General features: G+C 74.8%; 13 protein-coding genes. 2 read left to right on the top strand and 11 right to left on the bottom strand.

Annotated features, from left to right (window positions below):
* The 6 genes from GY42_RS02995 to GY42_RS02970 form a co-directional block, all read right to left on the bottom strand.
* Nucleotides 1–729, bottom strand: a complete 729-nt coding sequence (locus GY42_RS02995) for an SseB family protein (protein WP_046528199.1) — start codon at nt 727–729, stop codon at nt 1–3.
* Nucleotides 726–1,478: a bifunctional 1-(5-phosphoribosyl)-5-((5-phosphoribosylamino)methylideneamino)imidazole-4-carboxamide isomerase/phosphoribosylanthranilate isomerase PriA gene (gene priA, locus GY42_RS02990; protein WP_046528198.1), complete on the bottom strand. Its 753-nt coding sequence runs from the start codon at nt 1,476–1,478 to the stop codon at nt 726–728. Before priA ends, GY42_RS02995 begins: the two co-directional genes overlap by 4 nt.
* Before the next feature lie 52 nt (nt 1,479–1,530).
* Nucleotides 1,531–2,178 (bottom strand): imidazole glycerol phosphate synthase subunit HisH, encoded by a 648-nt coding sequence (gene hisH / locus GY42_RS02985; RefSeq protein ID WP_046528197.1) that lies wholly within the window; start codon nt 2,176–2,178, stop codon nt 1,531–1,533.
* Between the two features lie 82 nt (nt 2,179–2,260).
* The gene (locus GY42_RS02980; RefSeq protein WP_046528196.1) at nt 2,261–2,740 is read right to left on the bottom strand and encodes a hypothetical protein; all 480 of its coding nucleotides are present in this window, start codon (nt 2,738–2,740) and stop codon (nt 2,261–2,263) included.
* Nucleotides 2,737–3,360, bottom strand: a complete 624-nt coding sequence (hisB, locus tag GY42_RS02975; protein WP_046528195.1) for an imidazoleglycerol-phosphate dehydratase HisB — start codon at nt 3,358–3,360, stop codon at nt 2,737–2,739. Before hisB ends, GY42_RS02980 begins: the two co-directional genes overlap by 4 nt.
* On the bottom strand, nt 3,357–4,448 hold the full coding sequence (locus tag GY42_RS02970) for a histidinol-phosphate transaminase (RefSeq protein ID WP_046530473.1): 1,092 nt from the start codon (nt 4,446–4,448) through the stop codon (nt 3,357–3,359). Before GY42_RS02970 ends, hisB begins: the two co-directional genes overlap by 4 nt.
* Before the next feature lie 165 nt (nt 4,449–4,613).
* On the opposite strand from GY42_RS02970, the gene GY42_RS02965 reads away from it, so the two are divergent.
* A complete protein-coding gene (locus tag GY42_RS02965) occupies nt 4,614–6,755 on the top strand; it encodes a RecQ family ATP-dependent DNA helicase (protein ID WP_046528194.1) in 2,142 nt (713 codons plus the stop codon).
* Nucleotides 6,756–6,797: 42 nt separating this feature from the next.
* Here the strand turns inward: GY42_RS02965 and hisD are convergent, their stop codons facing one another.
* Entirely contained in the window at nt 6,798–8,120 is a 1,323-nt protein-coding gene (hisD, locus tag GY42_RS02960; protein WP_046528193.1) for a histidinol dehydrogenase, read from the bottom strand.
* 135 nt (nt 8,121–8,255) lie between these two features.
* Between hisD and GY42_RS02955 the strand changes: the two genes are divergently transcribed.
* Nucleotides 8,256–8,480 (top strand): RNA-binding S4 domain-containing protein, encoded by a 225-nt coding sequence (locus tag GY42_RS02955; RefSeq protein WP_046528192.1) that lies wholly within the window; start codon nt 8,256–8,258, stop codon nt 8,478–8,480.
* A gap of 100 nt (nt 8,481–8,580) precedes the next feature.
* Here the strand turns inward: GY42_RS02955 and dnaE are convergent, their stop codons facing one another.
* The 4 genes from dnaE to GY42_RS02935 all read right to left on the bottom strand — a co-directional run bounded on the left by dnaE (nt 8,581) and on the right by GY42_RS02935 (nt 14,380).
* Nucleotides 8,581–12,174, bottom strand: coding sequence for a DNA polymerase III subunit alpha (gene dnaE, locus GY42_RS02950; RefSeq protein WP_046528191.1), 3,594 nt, complete (start codon nt 12,172–12,174; stop codon nt 8,581–8,583).
* Between the two features lie 63 nt (nt 12,175–12,237).
* Nucleotides 12,238–13,173: an RluA family pseudouridine synthase gene (locus GY42_RS02945; protein ID WP_046528190.1), complete on the bottom strand. Its 936-nt coding sequence runs from the start codon at nt 13,171–13,173 to the stop codon at nt 12,238–12,240.
* On the bottom strand, nt 13,170–13,895 hold the full coding sequence (lspA, locus tag GY42_RS02940) for a signal peptidase II (protein ID WP_152667379.1): 726 nt from the start codon (nt 13,893–13,895) through the stop codon (nt 13,170–13,172). Before lspA ends, GY42_RS02945 begins: the two co-directional genes overlap by 4 nt.
* A 26-nt stretch (nt 13,896–13,921) precedes the next feature.
* The gene (locus GY42_RS02935; RefSeq protein ID WP_370297454.1) at nt 13,922–14,380 is read right to left on the bottom strand and encodes a TraR/DksA family transcriptional regulator; all 459 of its coding nucleotides are present in this window, start codon (nt 14,378–14,380) and stop codon (nt 13,922–13,924) included.
* Nucleotides 14,381–14,414 lie beyond the last annotated feature (34 nt).

Raw genomic sequence — 14,414 nt, 5'->3', positions numbered from 1 at the left:
TCAGGCCGTGCGGACCCGCAGCTCGAGCGAGTCGACGCGCGCGGCGACGTCGGGGTGCTGCGCGAGCGCCGCGTTGACCTGACCGAGCACGCGGTCGAGCGCGGCGCGGTCGAGACCGGGCAGCACCGCGAGCTCGACGGCGACCTCGGCGCGCGTCCCGGGCACCGCGTCGGCACCCGCGACGAGGCGCACGCCGGCCACGGCGTCGCGCACCGCGGCGCGGACGTCGTCGTCGACCCGGCCCGCGCGCACCGCCGGGCGCCACGGCTGACCCTGGGCAAGCGCGTAGACGGCCGTGCGCGGCAGCACCGCGGTGACCGGTCCGCCCGCGTCGAGGACCATGACCTCCCAGCCCTCGGTGACGGCCGAGAGCGCGGCGCGCGCGACGTCGGACGGCACCGGGCGCGCGTCGGCGCGCCAGCGGGTCATCGCCGCGACGCCCGTGAAGACGGGCAGCGCCGTGCGGCCGTCGGGCGTGCGCAGCGCGACGACGCCGGCCGACGCCTCCTTGTCGACGGTGTGGGCGTGGCCGTCGTGCTCGACGACGCCCTCGACCTCGAGCTCGGCCAGCACGGGCACGAGCACGCGCGTCGGCGCGAGCGCGGCGACGACGTCCGCGAGCTCGGCACCGCCGTCGGCGTACCGTGCGAGCGTCGCCGTGAGCGCGGGGTCGGCCGAGCCGTCGTCGCCCGCGAACGGTGACGACGGCGGCAGCGCGCGGCCGGTCACGGGCGCCCGGCGACGTCCAGCGCCTGCGGCAGCATGAACGCACCCGCGTACAGCGCCTTGCCGACGATCGCGCCCTCGACGCCCGCCGGCACGAGCGTGCGCAGCGCCGCGACGTCCTCGAGGCTCGAGACGCCGCCCGACGCCACGACCGGCGCCGACGTACGCGCGCACACCTCGCGCAGCAGGTCGAGGTTCGGGCCGCGCAGCGTGCCGTCCTTGGTGACGTCGGTGACGACGTACCGCGCGCAGCCCGCGTCGTCGAGGCGCGCGAGCACCTCCCACAGGTCGCCGCCCTCCTGCGTCCAGCCGCGGGCCGCGAGCGTCGTGCCGCGCACGTCGAGACCGACGGCGATCTGGTCGCCGTGCGACGCGATGACCCGCGCGGTCCACTCGGGGTCCTCGAGCGCAGCCGTGCCCAGGTTGACGCGCGTCGCACCCGTCGCCAGCGCACGCTCGAGCGACGCGTCGTCGCGGATCCCGCCCGACAGCTCGACCTTGACCCCCTTGGCGGCGAGCTCGGCCGCGACCTTGCCCAGCAGCACCGCGTTGGTGCCGCGCCCGAAGGCGGCGTCGAGGTCGACGAGGTGGATCCACTCGGCACCGCCCGCGTACCAGTCGAGCGCCGCGGACAGCGGGTCGCCGTACGACGTCTCCGAACCGGCCTCGCCCTGCACGAGGCGCACGGCCTGGCCGTTCGCGACGTCGACGGCGGGCAGCAGCTCGAGCCGGGGCTCACGCGTGGGTGTCATGGGTCCTCTCCGGGTGGGGTCCGCACGCGCCGGAGGCGGGTGCGGGCGGTGCTCAGCGCAGCGAGCCGACCCAGTGGGACAGCAGCTGCGCGCCGGCGTCGCCGGACTTCTCGGGGTGGAACTGGGTGGCCGACAACGGCCCGTTCTCGACCGCGGCGACGAAGCGCCCGCCGTGGTCGGACCACGTGACGAGCGGCGGCGGGAGCGGGTGCTCGCCTGCGGCCGGCGCGTCGTGCAGCGGGAAGGTGCGCGCCGCGTAGGAGTGCACGAAGTAGAAGCGCTCGTCGGCGAGCCCGTCGAACAGCACCGAGCCCACGGGGGCGTCGACCGTCGCCCAGCCCATGTGGGGCACGACGTCGGCCTCGAGGCGGTCGACGACGCCGGGCCACTCGCCCAGGCCGTCGGTGCGCACGCCGTGCTCGACGCCCTCGCCGAACATCACCTGCATGCCGACGCAGATGCCGAGCACGGGACGTCCGCCCGCGAGTCGGCGGTCGACGATCTGGTCGCCGCCCACGGCGCGCAGACCGGCCATGACGGCCGCGAACGCGCCGACGCCGGGGACCACGAGCCCGTCGGCCTCGAGCGCGGCCTGCTTGTCGGCGGTCAGCTCGACGTCGGCGCCGACGCGGGCGAGGGCCCGGACGGCGGAGCGCACGTTGCCGAAGCCGTAGTCGAGGACGACGACGCGAGGAGACACCCGGACAGGCTACCCGCGCCCCGGTCGGCGCCCGTCGGGCGTCCGTCGGGCGGACGTCGGGCCGACGTACGGCGCCGGCGCGTCAGCGACGGTGCGCCGCCAGCATGCGCATGGCCTTCCACCGCGACAGCCCGACCGACGTCACGACGCCCTCGAGCTCGCCCACCGGCACGTCGCCGAGCAGCAGGTCCTCGAGCACCGGGGGCGCGCCGGACAGCACGAGTCCTGCCGGCAGGTCCTTCTCGCGCGCACCGCCGACCCACTGCGACGCGGCGATCTTGCCCTCGCGCCGCTCGAGCAGGACCACCGGCACCTGCCGCAGCAGCCGCGACACGGCACCGGCCGCCTCCGAGCCGGCCGTCGGGTCGCGGACCACCGCGAGCGCGCCGATCGGCGAGGGCACGGCGTCGACGTCGACCTTGGCGAGCGAGCACGCCGCCGCGAGCGCGTCGGCGACCGCCACCTGCGTGACGACCACGGCGACGGTCGGCGGCTGCTCGGCCGTCAGGGACGACAGGTCGTCGGGGACCTCGACGCCGTCGAGGTCGTCCGTGCCGCTCACAGGGCCCCCTTGGTGGACGGCACGCCGTCCACCCGCGGGTCGAGCGCGACCGCGGTGCGCAGCGCGCGCGCGAGCGCCTTGAACTGCGCCTCGACGATGTGGTGCGGGTCGCGGCCCGCGAGCACGCGCACGTGCACCGTGAACGCCGCGTGGTGCGCGATCGACTCAAGCACGTGCGCCGTGAGCGAGCCCGTGAAGTGGCCGCCGATGAGGTGGTACTGCTGCCCCTCGGGCTCGCCCGAGTGCACGAAGTACGGCCGGCCTGAGACGTCGACGACCGCGTGCGCGAGCGCCTCGTCGAGCGGCACCGTGGCGTCGCCGTAGCGCACGATGCCGCGCTTGTCGCCCAGCGCCTGCCGCAGCGCCTGCCCGAGCACGATCGCGGTGTCCTCGACCGTGTGGTGCGCGTCGATGTGCGTGTCGCCCTGCGCGCGCACGGTGAGGTCGATCAGCGAGTGCTTGCCGAGCGCCGTGAGCATGTGGTCGTAGAACGGCACGCCCGTGTCGATCTGCGTGCGTCCCGTGCCGTCGAGGTCGACCTCGACCACGACGCTCGACTCGCTCGTGCCGCGCTCGACGCGCGCCGTGCGACGGCCCGTCCCGCTGGGCTCCCCGCTCATCGTCCCGTCACCTCCACCAGGGCGTCCGTGAACGCCGCCGTCTCCGCCGGGGTGCCGACCGACACCCGCAGCCACCCCTCGGGGCCCGTGACGCGCACGAGCACGCCCCGGTCGAGCAGACCCTGCCAGACCGCGTCGCGGTCGTCGAACCGGCCGAACAGCACGAAGTTGGCGTCCGAGTCGGCCGCCTCGAACCCGCGGCCGCGCAGCCACGCGACGAGCGCGTCGCGCTCGTCGCGCAGCGAGCCGACCTGCGCCATGAGCTCGGGCGCGTGCGCGAGCGCGGCGCGCGCGACGGCCTGCGTCACGGCCGACAGGTGGTACGGCAGGCGCACGACCCGCAGCGCGTCGACGAGCGCGGGCGCGGCCGCCAGGTAGCCCACGCGGGCGCCGGCGAGGCCGAACGCCTTCGACATCGTGCGGCTCACCGCGAGGTGCGGGTGCTCCGCCAGCAGCTCGAGCGCCGACGGCGTGCCGGCACGCCGGAACTCGCCGTACGCCTCGTCGACGACGACCACGCAGCCGCCGGGCACGCGCGCCGCCGCGTCGAGGACCGCGCGCACGGTGGCGGCGGGCAGCGCGGTGCCCGTGGGGTTGTTGGGGCTCGCCAGCAGCACGACGCTGGGGGCGTGCTCGGCGATCGTCGCGCGCGCGTGCTCGGGGTCGAGCGTGAAGTCCTCCGCGCGTCGCCCCACGACCCACCGGGTCGAGGTGTCGCGCGCGTACTCGGGGTACATCGAGTACGTGGGCGCGAACGACAGTGCCGTGCGGCCGGGACCGCCGAACGCCTGCAGGACGTGCAGCATGATCTCGTTCGAGCCGTTGGCGGCCCACACCTGCGCGGGCGTGAGCGCGACGCCGGACTCGGCGAGCAGGTACGCGGCGAGGTCGGCCCGCAGGTCCGCGAAGTCGCGGTCGGGGTACCGGTTGAGCCCGCGCGCGGCCTGCGCGACGGCCGCGGCGACGTCGGCGACGACCTGCTCCGACGGTGCGTACGGGTTCTCGTTGACGTTGAGCAGCACGGGCACGTCGAGCTGCGGCGCGCCGTAGGGCTCGAGGCCCGCGAGCTCGGGGCGCAGCGGCAGCACCGCGCCGGGGGCGCCGGCCGCGCCGCCCGTCGAGGGGACGGTCGACGGGTCGGGCGGGAGGTCGGACGAGACGGTCACGCCCCGAGTGTAGGGACCGTGCGCGGCGCACCCGCGGCCCCGCCCACCCAGCGGGCGGTGTGGGTGCACGCACGTACGCTGCCGGTCATGCCGACCCACGCCGACCCCGCCGCCGTCGACCGCACCGCGCTGCGCGCGCAGGCCGAGGACGTGCTGCGCGCGCTGGTCGGGCGGCCCGACGCGCGCCTGCACGAGGACCAGTGGCAGGCCGTCGAGGCGCTCGTCGCCGACCGGCGTCGCGTGCTCGTCGTGCAGCGCACGGGGTGGGGCAAGTCGGCCGTCTACTTCGTCGCGACCGCGCTGCTGCGCCGCGGCGCGGCCGGTCCGCCGCGCGGCGCGACGATCATCGTGTCGCCGCTGCTCGCGCTCATGCGCAACCAGGTCGAGGCGGCGCGCCGCGCGGGCATCGCAGCCGAGACGCTGAACTCGGCGAACCAGCAGGACTGGGACGACGTGCACGCGCGCATCGCGGCGGGCGAGGTCGACGTGCTGCTCGTCTCCCCCGAGCGCCTCAACAACCCGGGCTTCCGCGACGAGGTGCTGCCGCGGCTCGCCTCCGACGCCGGTCTCGTGGTGGTCGACGAGGCGCACTGCGTGTCGGACTGGGGGCACGACTTCCGCCCCGACTACCGCCGCATCCGCACGCTCCTGGCCGACCTGCCGCACGGCGTGCCGGTGCTCGCGACGACGGCGACCGCGAACGCGCGCGTGACGGCCGACGTCGCCGAGCAGCTCGCGGTCGGCGACGACGACGCGGGTGCGCTCGTGCTGCGCGGCACGCTCGACCGCCCGAGCCTGCGCCTGCAGGTGACCACGCTGCCCGACGTCGCGACGCGCCTGGCCTGGCTCGCGGCGACGCTCCCGGCGCTGCAGGGGTCCGGCATCGTCTACTGCCTGACGATCGCGGCGGTCGAGCAGGTCACCGAGCACCTGCGGGCCGCGGGGCTCGACGTGCGCGCGTACACCGGGCAGACCGACCCGACCGAGCGCGAGCAGGCCGAGGCCGACCTGCTCGCCAACCGGGTCAAGGCGCTCGTCGCGACGTCGGCGCTCGGCATGGGGTACGACAAGCCCGACCTGGGCTTCGTCGTGCACGTCGGCGCGCCGTCGTCGCCGATCGCGTACTACCAGCAGGTGGGCCGCGCGGGTCGCGCGACCGAGCGGGCCGACGTGGTGCTGCTGCCGGGACACGACGACCAGGCGATCTGGGAGTGGTTCGCCTCGACCGCGTTCCCGCCCGAGGACCAGGTGCGCGCGACGCTCGCGGCGCTCGACGCGCACGGCACGCTGTCGACCGCGGGCCTCGAGACGTTCGTGAGCCTGCGGCGCAGCCGCCTCGAGGGCATGCTCAAGGTGCTCGACGTCGACGGCGCCGTGCGGCGCGTGCGGGGCGGCTGGGAGTCGACCGGTCAGCCGTGGTCGTACGACGGCGAGCGGTACGCGCGCGTCACGGCGGCACGGCGCGCCGAGCAGCGCACGATGCTCGACTACCAGGCGACCGAGGGCTGCCGCATGGCGTTCCTGCGGGCCGCGCTCGACGACCCGGACCTGCCCGACGGCTGGCGCTGCGACCGGTGCGACCGCTGCACCGGCGAGGCCGTGGGCGCCGTTCCGGACACGTCGGCCGTCGAGCACGCGCGCGAGCTGCTCGCGGTGCCGGGCGAGCCCGTGACGGCACGGCGGCAGTGGCCGTCGGGGCTCGGGTCGCTCGGCCTCGACCTCAAGGGGCGCATCCCCGCCGACGAGCAGGTCGAGGAGGGGCGCGCGGTCGGCCGCCTCGACGCCCTCGGGTGGGGCGGTCCGCTGCGCGAGGCGCTGCGCGAGCAGGTCCCGGCCGAGCTGCCCGCGAACCTGCGCCCACCGGTGCGCACGGTGCTCGACGCGTGGGCGCCGCAGGTCGACGTGGTCGTCGCGGTGGCGTCCGAGAGCCGGGGCGCGCTCGTCGAGCACCTCGCCGCCGGGACGGCACGGCTGCTGGGCGTGCCGCTCGTCGGCGCGCTCGTGCCGACGGGCACGCCGTCGCGGCACGACGTGAACTCGGCCCAGCGGCTCGCCGACGTGCTGCGGCACCTCGACCTGCCGCCCGACGTGGCCGGCGCGGTCGCGGGGCGACGCGTGCTGCTCGTGGACGACCGCACCGACACGGGGTGGACGCTGACGGTCGCGGGCCGTCTGCTGCGGCGCGCGGGCGCGCAGCAGGTGCTGCCGTTCGTGCTCGGCGTCGGCTGACCCGAGGCGCCCCGCCGGGCGACCGCCCGAGCCGTGGGCGCGTCAGAACCGCGCGCGCACCGCCTCGCCGTGCGCGGGCAGGCCTTCGGCGTCCGCGAGCGCGACGACCCGGTCGGCCACGACCGCGAGCGCGTCGGCGTCGTACTCGATCACCTGGACGGCGCGCAGGAACGAGTGCACGCCGAGCCCGCTCGCGAAGTGCGCGCAGCCGCCCGTGGGCAGCACGTGGTTGGACCCCGCCATGTAGTCGCCGAGCGACACGGGCGACCAGGGGCCGACGAAGATCGCACCGGCGCTCGTGACGCGCTGCGCCCACGCGGCCGCGTCGACCGTCTGGATCTCGAGGTGCTCGGCGCCGTACGCGTTGACGACGGCCAGCCCGGCCTCGAGGTCGTCGACGAGCACGATCGCCGACTGCGAGCCGCGCAGCGCGGTCGCGACCCGCTCGCGGTTCACGGTGTCCTCGACGCGGTCGACGAGCTTGGCCTCGACCGCGCCCGCGAGCTCGACCGACGGCGTGACGAGCACGGCCGCGGCGAGCGGGTCGTGCTCGGCCTGCGACACGAGGTCGGCCGCGACGTGCACGGCGTCGGCCGTGCCGTCCGCGAGGACCGCGATCTCGGTCGGCCCGGCCTCGGCGTCGATCCCGACGAGACCGCGCACGAGGCGCTTGGCCGCCGCGACGTAGACGTTGCCGGGCCCGGTGATGACGTCGACCGGCTCGCAGAGCGTCTCGCCGTCGACGTCCTCCGAGCCGGCGGCGCCGTACGCGAGCATCGCGACGGCCTGCGCGCCGCCGACCGCGTACACCTCGTCGACGCCGAGCAGCGCGCACGTCGCGAGCACGACCGGGTCGGGCAACCCGTCGCGGTCCTTCTGGGGCGGCGACACGACCGCGAGCGACTCGACGCCCGCCTCCTGCGCCGCCACGACGTTCATGACCACCGACGACGGGTACACGGCGAGCCCGCCGGGCACGTACAGCCCGACGCGCCGCACGGGCAGCCACCGCTGGCGCACCTGCGCTCCGGGGGCCACCTCGACCGTGAAGTCGGCGGGTCGCTGCGCGGCGTGCACGCGACGCACCCGCACGATCGTCTCCTCGAGCGCCGCGCGCACGCGCGGGTCGAGCGCGTCCACCGCGGCCGCGACGACCTCGGCCGGCACGCGCACGTGCACCGGCCGCACGCCGTCGAAGCGCTCGGACAGGTCGCGCAGCGCGGCCGCGCCGTGCGCGCGCACCTGCTCGAGGATCGGCGCGACGGCCGCCGCGGCGTGCTCGACGTCGAGCTCGGCCCGGGGCAGCTCGTCGAGCAGCTCACGACGCGACAGGGTCCGACCGCGCAGGTCGATGCGGGAGATCACGTCTCGGATTCTAGGCCGCGAGGCGCGCGTGCTCCCGTCCGTCCGCGACACACCTCGCGCCCGGGTGCCGTCCCCGGGGCCGCGACCCGCACGGCCCGTCGTCGCACGTGCTCCGTGTCCTGCCAGACTGGGCGCGTGAGCACGCGCGACGACCCCATCCGCCTCGGCCAGTTCCTCAAGCTCGTCGGGCTCGCCGAGACCGGCGGGCACGCCCGCGCGCTGCTCGACGACGACGCCGTGACCGTCAACGGCGAACCGGAGACGCGCCGCGGCCGGCAGCTGCAGGTCGGGGACGTCGTCGAGGTCGACCTGCCGGGCGGTCCGCTGCAGGCGGTCGTCGAGCTCGACGACGAGGACTGAGCGCGGCGCACCGACCGACGGCGCCCTCCGCCGCGGGCGCGGTGCCAGGTCCGCGGGCGCCAGGTCCGCGGCGGCGCACCCGCCACGGACCCGCGCGCCGCTAGGAGGCCAGCCCCACCGTCGCCTGCCCCGGCGTCGCGAGGCAGCTCGGCCCGAGCAGCGCCTTGAGGTCGCCGTACAGCGACGGCGAGCGCTCGACGCGGAACCCGTCGCCGAGGCGCATGACGACCGCGCGACCGGGGCTCGTGAGCCGCAGGTGCACCTCGGTCACGCCGGGGTGCGTCGACAGCACCTCGCGCAGCCGCTCGACGACGGGCGGCGTGCAGCGCGACTCGGCGAGCGACACCACGACGGGCGCGTCGGCGACGGCCGACGTGTCGGGGATCGTCACCTCCATCGCCTGCAGCTGCATCTGGTCGTCGCGCCGTCGCACGCGCCCGCGGATCACGAGCACCGCGTCCTCGGCGAGCACGGTCGAGTAGGCGAGGTAGGTCTCGCCGAAGAACATGATCTCGACCGAGCCCTCCATGTCCTCGAGCGTCACGGCGGCCCACGGGTTGCCCTGCTTGGACATCTTGCGCTGCAGGCTCGTCACGAGCCCCGCCACCACGACGGTCGACCCGTCGGGGCGCGCCTCGTCGGCGTTGAGCGTCGCGATCGAGACGTCGGCCTGCGCGGACAGCACGTGCTCGAGACCCGACAGCGGGTGGTCGGACACGTACAGGCCGAGCATCTCGCGCTCGAACGCGAGCCGCTGCTTCTTGTCCCAGTCGGGCAGGTCGGGGATGGTCACGGCGATGCCGCTGCCGGTCTCCTCGTCGCCGCCCAGCTCGGCGAACAGGTCGAACTGGCCCGTCGCCTCCTTGCGCTTGACGTCGATGACCGCGTCGACCGCCTGCTCGTGGATCAGCAGCAGCGAACGCCGCGCGTGCCCGAGCGAGTCGAAGGCGCCCGCCTTGATGAGCGACTCGATCGTCCGCTTGTTGCACACGACGGCCGGCACCTTGTCGAGGAAGTCGGTGAACGACGTGAACGCGCCCTTCTCCTCGCGCGCCGCGACGATCGCGTCGACCACGTTGGCGCCGACGTTGCGGACCGCGGTGAGGCCGAAGCGGATGTCGGCGCCCACGGCCGTGAAGTTCGCCGACGACGAGTTGACGTCGGGCGGCAGCACCGTGATGCCCATGTGGCGGCACTCGCCGAGGTACAGCGCCGACTTGTCCTTGTCGTCGCGCACCGACGTGAGCAGGCCCGCCATGTACTCGGTCGGGTAGTTCGCCTTGAGGTAGGCCGTCCAGTACGACACGACGCCGTACGCCGCGGAGTGCGCCTTGTTGAACGCGTACCCGGCGAACGGGACGAGCACGTCCCACACCGCCTGGATCGCCGCGTCGGAGTAGCCCCGCTCGCGCATGCCCGCCTGGAAGGGCACGAACTCCTTGTCGAGGACCTCCTTCTTCTTCTTGCCCATCGCGCGGCGCAGCAGGTCGGCCTGGCCGAGCGAGTACCCGGCGAGCTTCTGCGCGGCGCGCTGCACCTGCTCCTGGTAGACGATCAGGCCGTGGGTGACGCCCACCACGTCCTCGAGCGGCTCGACGAGCTCGGGGTGGATCGGCTCGATCTCCTGCAGCCCGTTCTTGCGCAGCGCGTAGTTCACGTGCGAGTTCATGCCCATCGGGCCGGGGCGGTACAGCGCGATGACGGCCGAGACGTCCTCGAAGTTGTCGGGGCGCATCTGCCGCAGCAGCGACCGCATCGGCCCGCCGTCGAGCTGGAACACGCCCAGGGTGTCGCCGCGGCCCAGGAGCTCGTACGTCGCGCGGTCGTCGAGGGGGACCTCCTCGATCGCGATGGGCTCCTTGCCGTTCATCACGATGTTCTCGAGCGCGTCGTCGAGGATCGTGAGGTTGCGCAGGCCCAGGAAGTCCATCTTGATCAGCCCGAGCGCCTCGGACGCCGGCTGGTCGAACTGCGTGATGATCGCGCCGTCCTGCGGGCGCTTCATGATCGGGATGATGTCGAGCAGCGGCTCGCTCGACATGATGACGCCGGCCGCGTGCACGCCCCACTGCCGCTTGAGGTTCTCCAGGCCGCGCGCGGTCTCGAGCACGCGCTGCGCCTCGGGGTCCGCCGCGACGACCTGGCGGAACTCGTCCGCCTCGGCGTACCGCGGGTGCTCGGGGTCGTACATGCCCGACAGCGGGATGTCCTTGCCCATGACGGGCGGCGGCATCGCCTTGGTGAGCTTCTCCCCCATCGCGAACGGGAAGCCCAGCACGCGCGACGCGTCCTTGAGCGCCTGCTTGGCCTTGATGGTGCCGTAGGTGACGATCTGGCAGACCCGGTCGTCGCCGTACTTCTCGGTGACGTACCGGATGACCTCGCCGCGCCGACGCTCGTCGAAGTCGACGTCGACGTCGGGCCAGGACACGCGCTCGGGGTTGAGGAAGCGCTCGAAGATCAGGCCGTGCTCGAGCGGGTCGAGCTCGGTGATGCCCATCGCGTACGACGCCATCGAGCCGGCGGCCGAGCCACGGCCCGGCCCGACGCGGATGCCCTGCGCCTTGGCCCAGTTGATGAAGTCCGCGACCACGAGGAAGTAGCCGGAGAACCCGAGCTGCGTGATGACGCCGACCTCGTAGTCGGCCTGCTTCTGCACCGCGTCCGGGATCGAGCCGGAGTAGCGCCGCAGCAGACCGTTCTGGACCTCCTTGACGAACCAGGAGTCCTCGTTCTCCCCCGCGGGCACGGGGAACCGCGGCATGTAGTTCGCGCCGGTGTTGAACGACACGTCGCACTGCTCGGCGATGAGCAGCGTGTTGTCGCACGCCTCGGGCAGCTCGGCCCACGTGCGGCGCATCTCGGCCGCGGACTTCACGTAGTAGCCCGTGCCGCCGAACGCGAACCGCGACCCGCCGTTGTCGCTGGTCGGCTCGTCGAGCGTCGACCCGGACTGGACGGCGAGCAGCACCTCGTGCGCGTGGGCGTCCTCCTCGCGCGTGTAGTGCAGGTCGTTCGTCGCGACCAGCGGCGCCCCGATGGCCTCGGCGACGCGCAGCAGGTCCTTGATGACGCGCTTCTCGATGTCGAGCCCGTGGTCCATGACCTCGACGTAGAAGAACTCCTTGCCGAAGATGTCCTGCAGCTCGCCCGCGGCGCGCACGGCCTCGTCCCAGTGACCCAGGCGCAGCCGCGTCTGCACCTCGCCCGACGGGCAGCCCGTGGTCGCGATCAGGCCGTCGGCGTAGCGCGACAGCAGCTCGCGGTCCATGCGAGGCCACTTGCCCATCTGCCCCTCGACGGACGCGAGCGACCCCATCCGGAACAGGTTGTGCATGCCCGCGGTGGTGCGGCTCAGCAGCGTCATGTGCGTGTACGCGCCGCGCGCCGACACGTCGTCGGCGGCCTGGTGCGCCTCGCCCCACCGCACGCGGTTCTGGTCGAACCGGCTCGTGCCCGGCGTGACGTACGCCTCGACCCCGATGATGGGCTTCACGCCCCGGTCGGTGGCCTTCTGCCAGAACTCGAACGCCCCGAACAGGTACCCGTGGTCGGTGATCGCCATCGCCTGCTGCCCGAGGCGCGCGGCCTCGTCGAGCATCTCGCCGATGCGGGCGGCACCGTCGAGCATCGAGTACTCGCTGTGCACGTGGAGGTGGACGAAGGACGGGTCCGGGGATCCTCCAGCAGCCATGCGTGCGATCCTACGTCGCCCCACCGACGCCCCCGACGCGGCCCGCCGGGCCAGGGGTGCCGATCAGGAGTACGCGCCCCGCAACGCCTCGAGCGCCGCCGCGAGGTCGTCGGGGTACTCGCTGCGCGTCTCGAGCCACTGCCCCGTGCCCGGGTGCTCGAACCCCAGCCGGACGGCGTGCAGCCACTGCCGCTGCACGCCCACGCGCGCCGCGAGCGCCGGGTCCGCGCCGTACGTGAGGTCGCCCACGAGGCTGTGCCGCAGCGCCGCGAAGTGCACGCGGATCTGGTGCGTGCGCCCGGTCTCGAGGTGCACCTCGACGAGCGACGCGCCCGGCAGCATCTCGAGCACCTCGTAGTGCGTCACCGACGGCTTGCCGTCCGCGACGACCGCGAACTTCCAGTCCGACGACGGGTGCCGGCCGATCGGTGCGTCGATCGTGCCGGTCGTCGGCGACGGGTGGCCCTGCGCGAGCGCGTGGTACACCTTCTCGACGGTGCGCTCCTTGAACGCGCGCTTGAGCACCGTGTACGCGTGCTCGCTCTTCGCCACGACCATGAGGCCCGACGTGCCCGCGTCGAGGCGGTGCACGATCCCCTGGCGCTCGGCCGAGCCGGACGTCGAGATCCGGTAGCCGGCCGCCGCGAGCGCCCCGACCACCGTCGGCCCCGTCCACCCCGGCGACGGGTGCGCGGCCACGCCGACGGGCTTGTCGACGACCACGACGTCGTCGTCGTCGTGCACGATCCGCATGCCCGGCACGGGCTCGGGCACGACCACGGGCGTCGCCGGTGCGGGCTCGGTGAGGTCGACCTCGAGCCACGTGCCCGCGACCAGCCGGTCCGACTTGGCGACCGCGCGGCCGTCGACCCGCACGGCGCCGTCCGTCGCGAGGTCCGCCGCGCGCGTGCGCGAGAGCCCGAGCAGCCGCGCGAGGGCCGCGTCGACCCGCTCGCCGGCCAGGCCGTCCGGGACCGGCAGCGACCGCACGCCGCTCACGCGGCACCGTCCCGGCCCCGTGCCGTGCCCGGACCGTCGTCGACGGCGGCAGCGGGCCGGCCGGCCGCGTCGGCGGGCCCGTCGCCCGCGTCCCCCGCACCGGCCCCGTCCTCGGCCGCGTCGGACGCGCCGTCGCGCGTGCCGTCGACGTGCACCCCGCGCGCGGTCAACCACACGACGAGGACCGCCGCCACCACGATCGCGATGTCTGCGACGTTGCCGATGAACAGCCGCCAGTACGCGAGGAAGTCGATGACGTGCCCGTGCAGCGGCCCCGGCTCGCGGACCATGCGGTCGACGAGGTTGCCGAGCGCACCGCCGAGCAGCAGGCCCAGCGCGACGGCCCAGCCGGGCGAGCCGAGCCGGCGCGACACCCGCACGATCACGACCACGACGGCCACCGCGACGAGCGTCAGCACCCACGTCATGCCGCTCGCGATCGACAGCGCGGCGCCGTCGTTGCGCACGAGCTGCAGCCCGAACAGGTCACCGAGCAGCGGCGTGCGCTCACCCGGACGCAGCGCCGCGACCGCCCACACCTTGGTGAGCTGGTCGACCAGCAGGACACCCGCGGTGAGCGCACCGAAGACGCGCAGCAGACGACGGCGCCGTGCCGGGTCCACCGCCGCGGGAGCGGCGGGCGTCGGCGCGGCCGTCGCGCCCGCCGTCGGGGCGTCGCCGTCCGGGCGCTCGTCGGGCAGGGCGGTGTCGTCGTCCGTCATGGGCACCGCAGGAGTCTACGGGCGCGTCAGCGCCGCTCCTCGCGCTGCTTGCACGTCACGCACAGCACGGCGCGCGGGAACGCCTGCAGGCGCGCCTTGCCCACCGCCTGACCGCACGACTCGCAGACCCCGAACGTGCCGGCCGCGAGGCGGTCGAGCGCGTGCGTCGTCTGCTCCAGCAGGTCACGCGTGTTGTTCACGAGCGTCAGCTCGTGCTCGCGTTCGAGCGCCGACGACCCGGAGTCCGCCTGGTCGTCACCGGCGCCGTCGCCGGAGTTGCGCAGGAGCTCGGAGAGCTCGGCGTCGGCCTCGGCCAGCTCCGCGGTCAGGCGTTCGCGGTCGGCGGTCAGCTCGGTGGCGACCTCCGCGAGCTCCCCGTCGGTCCACGGGTCCTCCCCGTCACGGACGGGCAGCACCGCCACGAGGGCCGCCCGACCCTTCTGCGACCCCGTCGTCAGCGTGCTCAGTGCATCGTTGGTGCTCACGGACGTTCCCCCCGTCTCGAGTGCGGCGACTGTA

It is taken from the genome of Cellulomonas sp. FA1 (assembly GCF_000986825.1).
GTDB lineage: Bacteria > Actinomycetota > Actinomycetes > Actinomycetales > Cellulomonadaceae > Cellulomonas > Cellulomonas iranensis.
This window is presented reverse-complemented; position numbering and strand designations above follow the sequence as displayed.

Excerpts from the sequence above, each read along its gene's own strand:
- priA (WP_046528198.1), bottom strand. The coding sequence starts at position 1,478 with ATGACACCCACGCGTGAGCCCCGGCTCGAGCTGCTGCCCGCCGTCGAC.
- hisB (WP_046528195.1), bottom strand. The coding sequence starts at position 3,360 with ATGAGCGGGGAGCCCAGCGGGACGGGCCGTCGCACGGCGCGCGTCGAG.
- GY42_RS02965 (WP_046528194.1), top strand. The coding sequence starts at position 4,614 with ATGCCGACCCACGCCGACCCCGCCGCCGTCGACCGCACCGCGCTGCGC.
- dnaE (WP_046528191.1), bottom strand. The coding sequence starts at position 12,174 with ATGGCTGCTGGAGGATCCCCGGACCCGTCCTTCGTCCACCTCCACGTG.
- lspA (WP_152667379.1), bottom strand. The coding sequence starts at position 13,895 with ATGACGGACGACGACACCGCCCTGCCCGACGAGCGCCCGGACGGCGAC.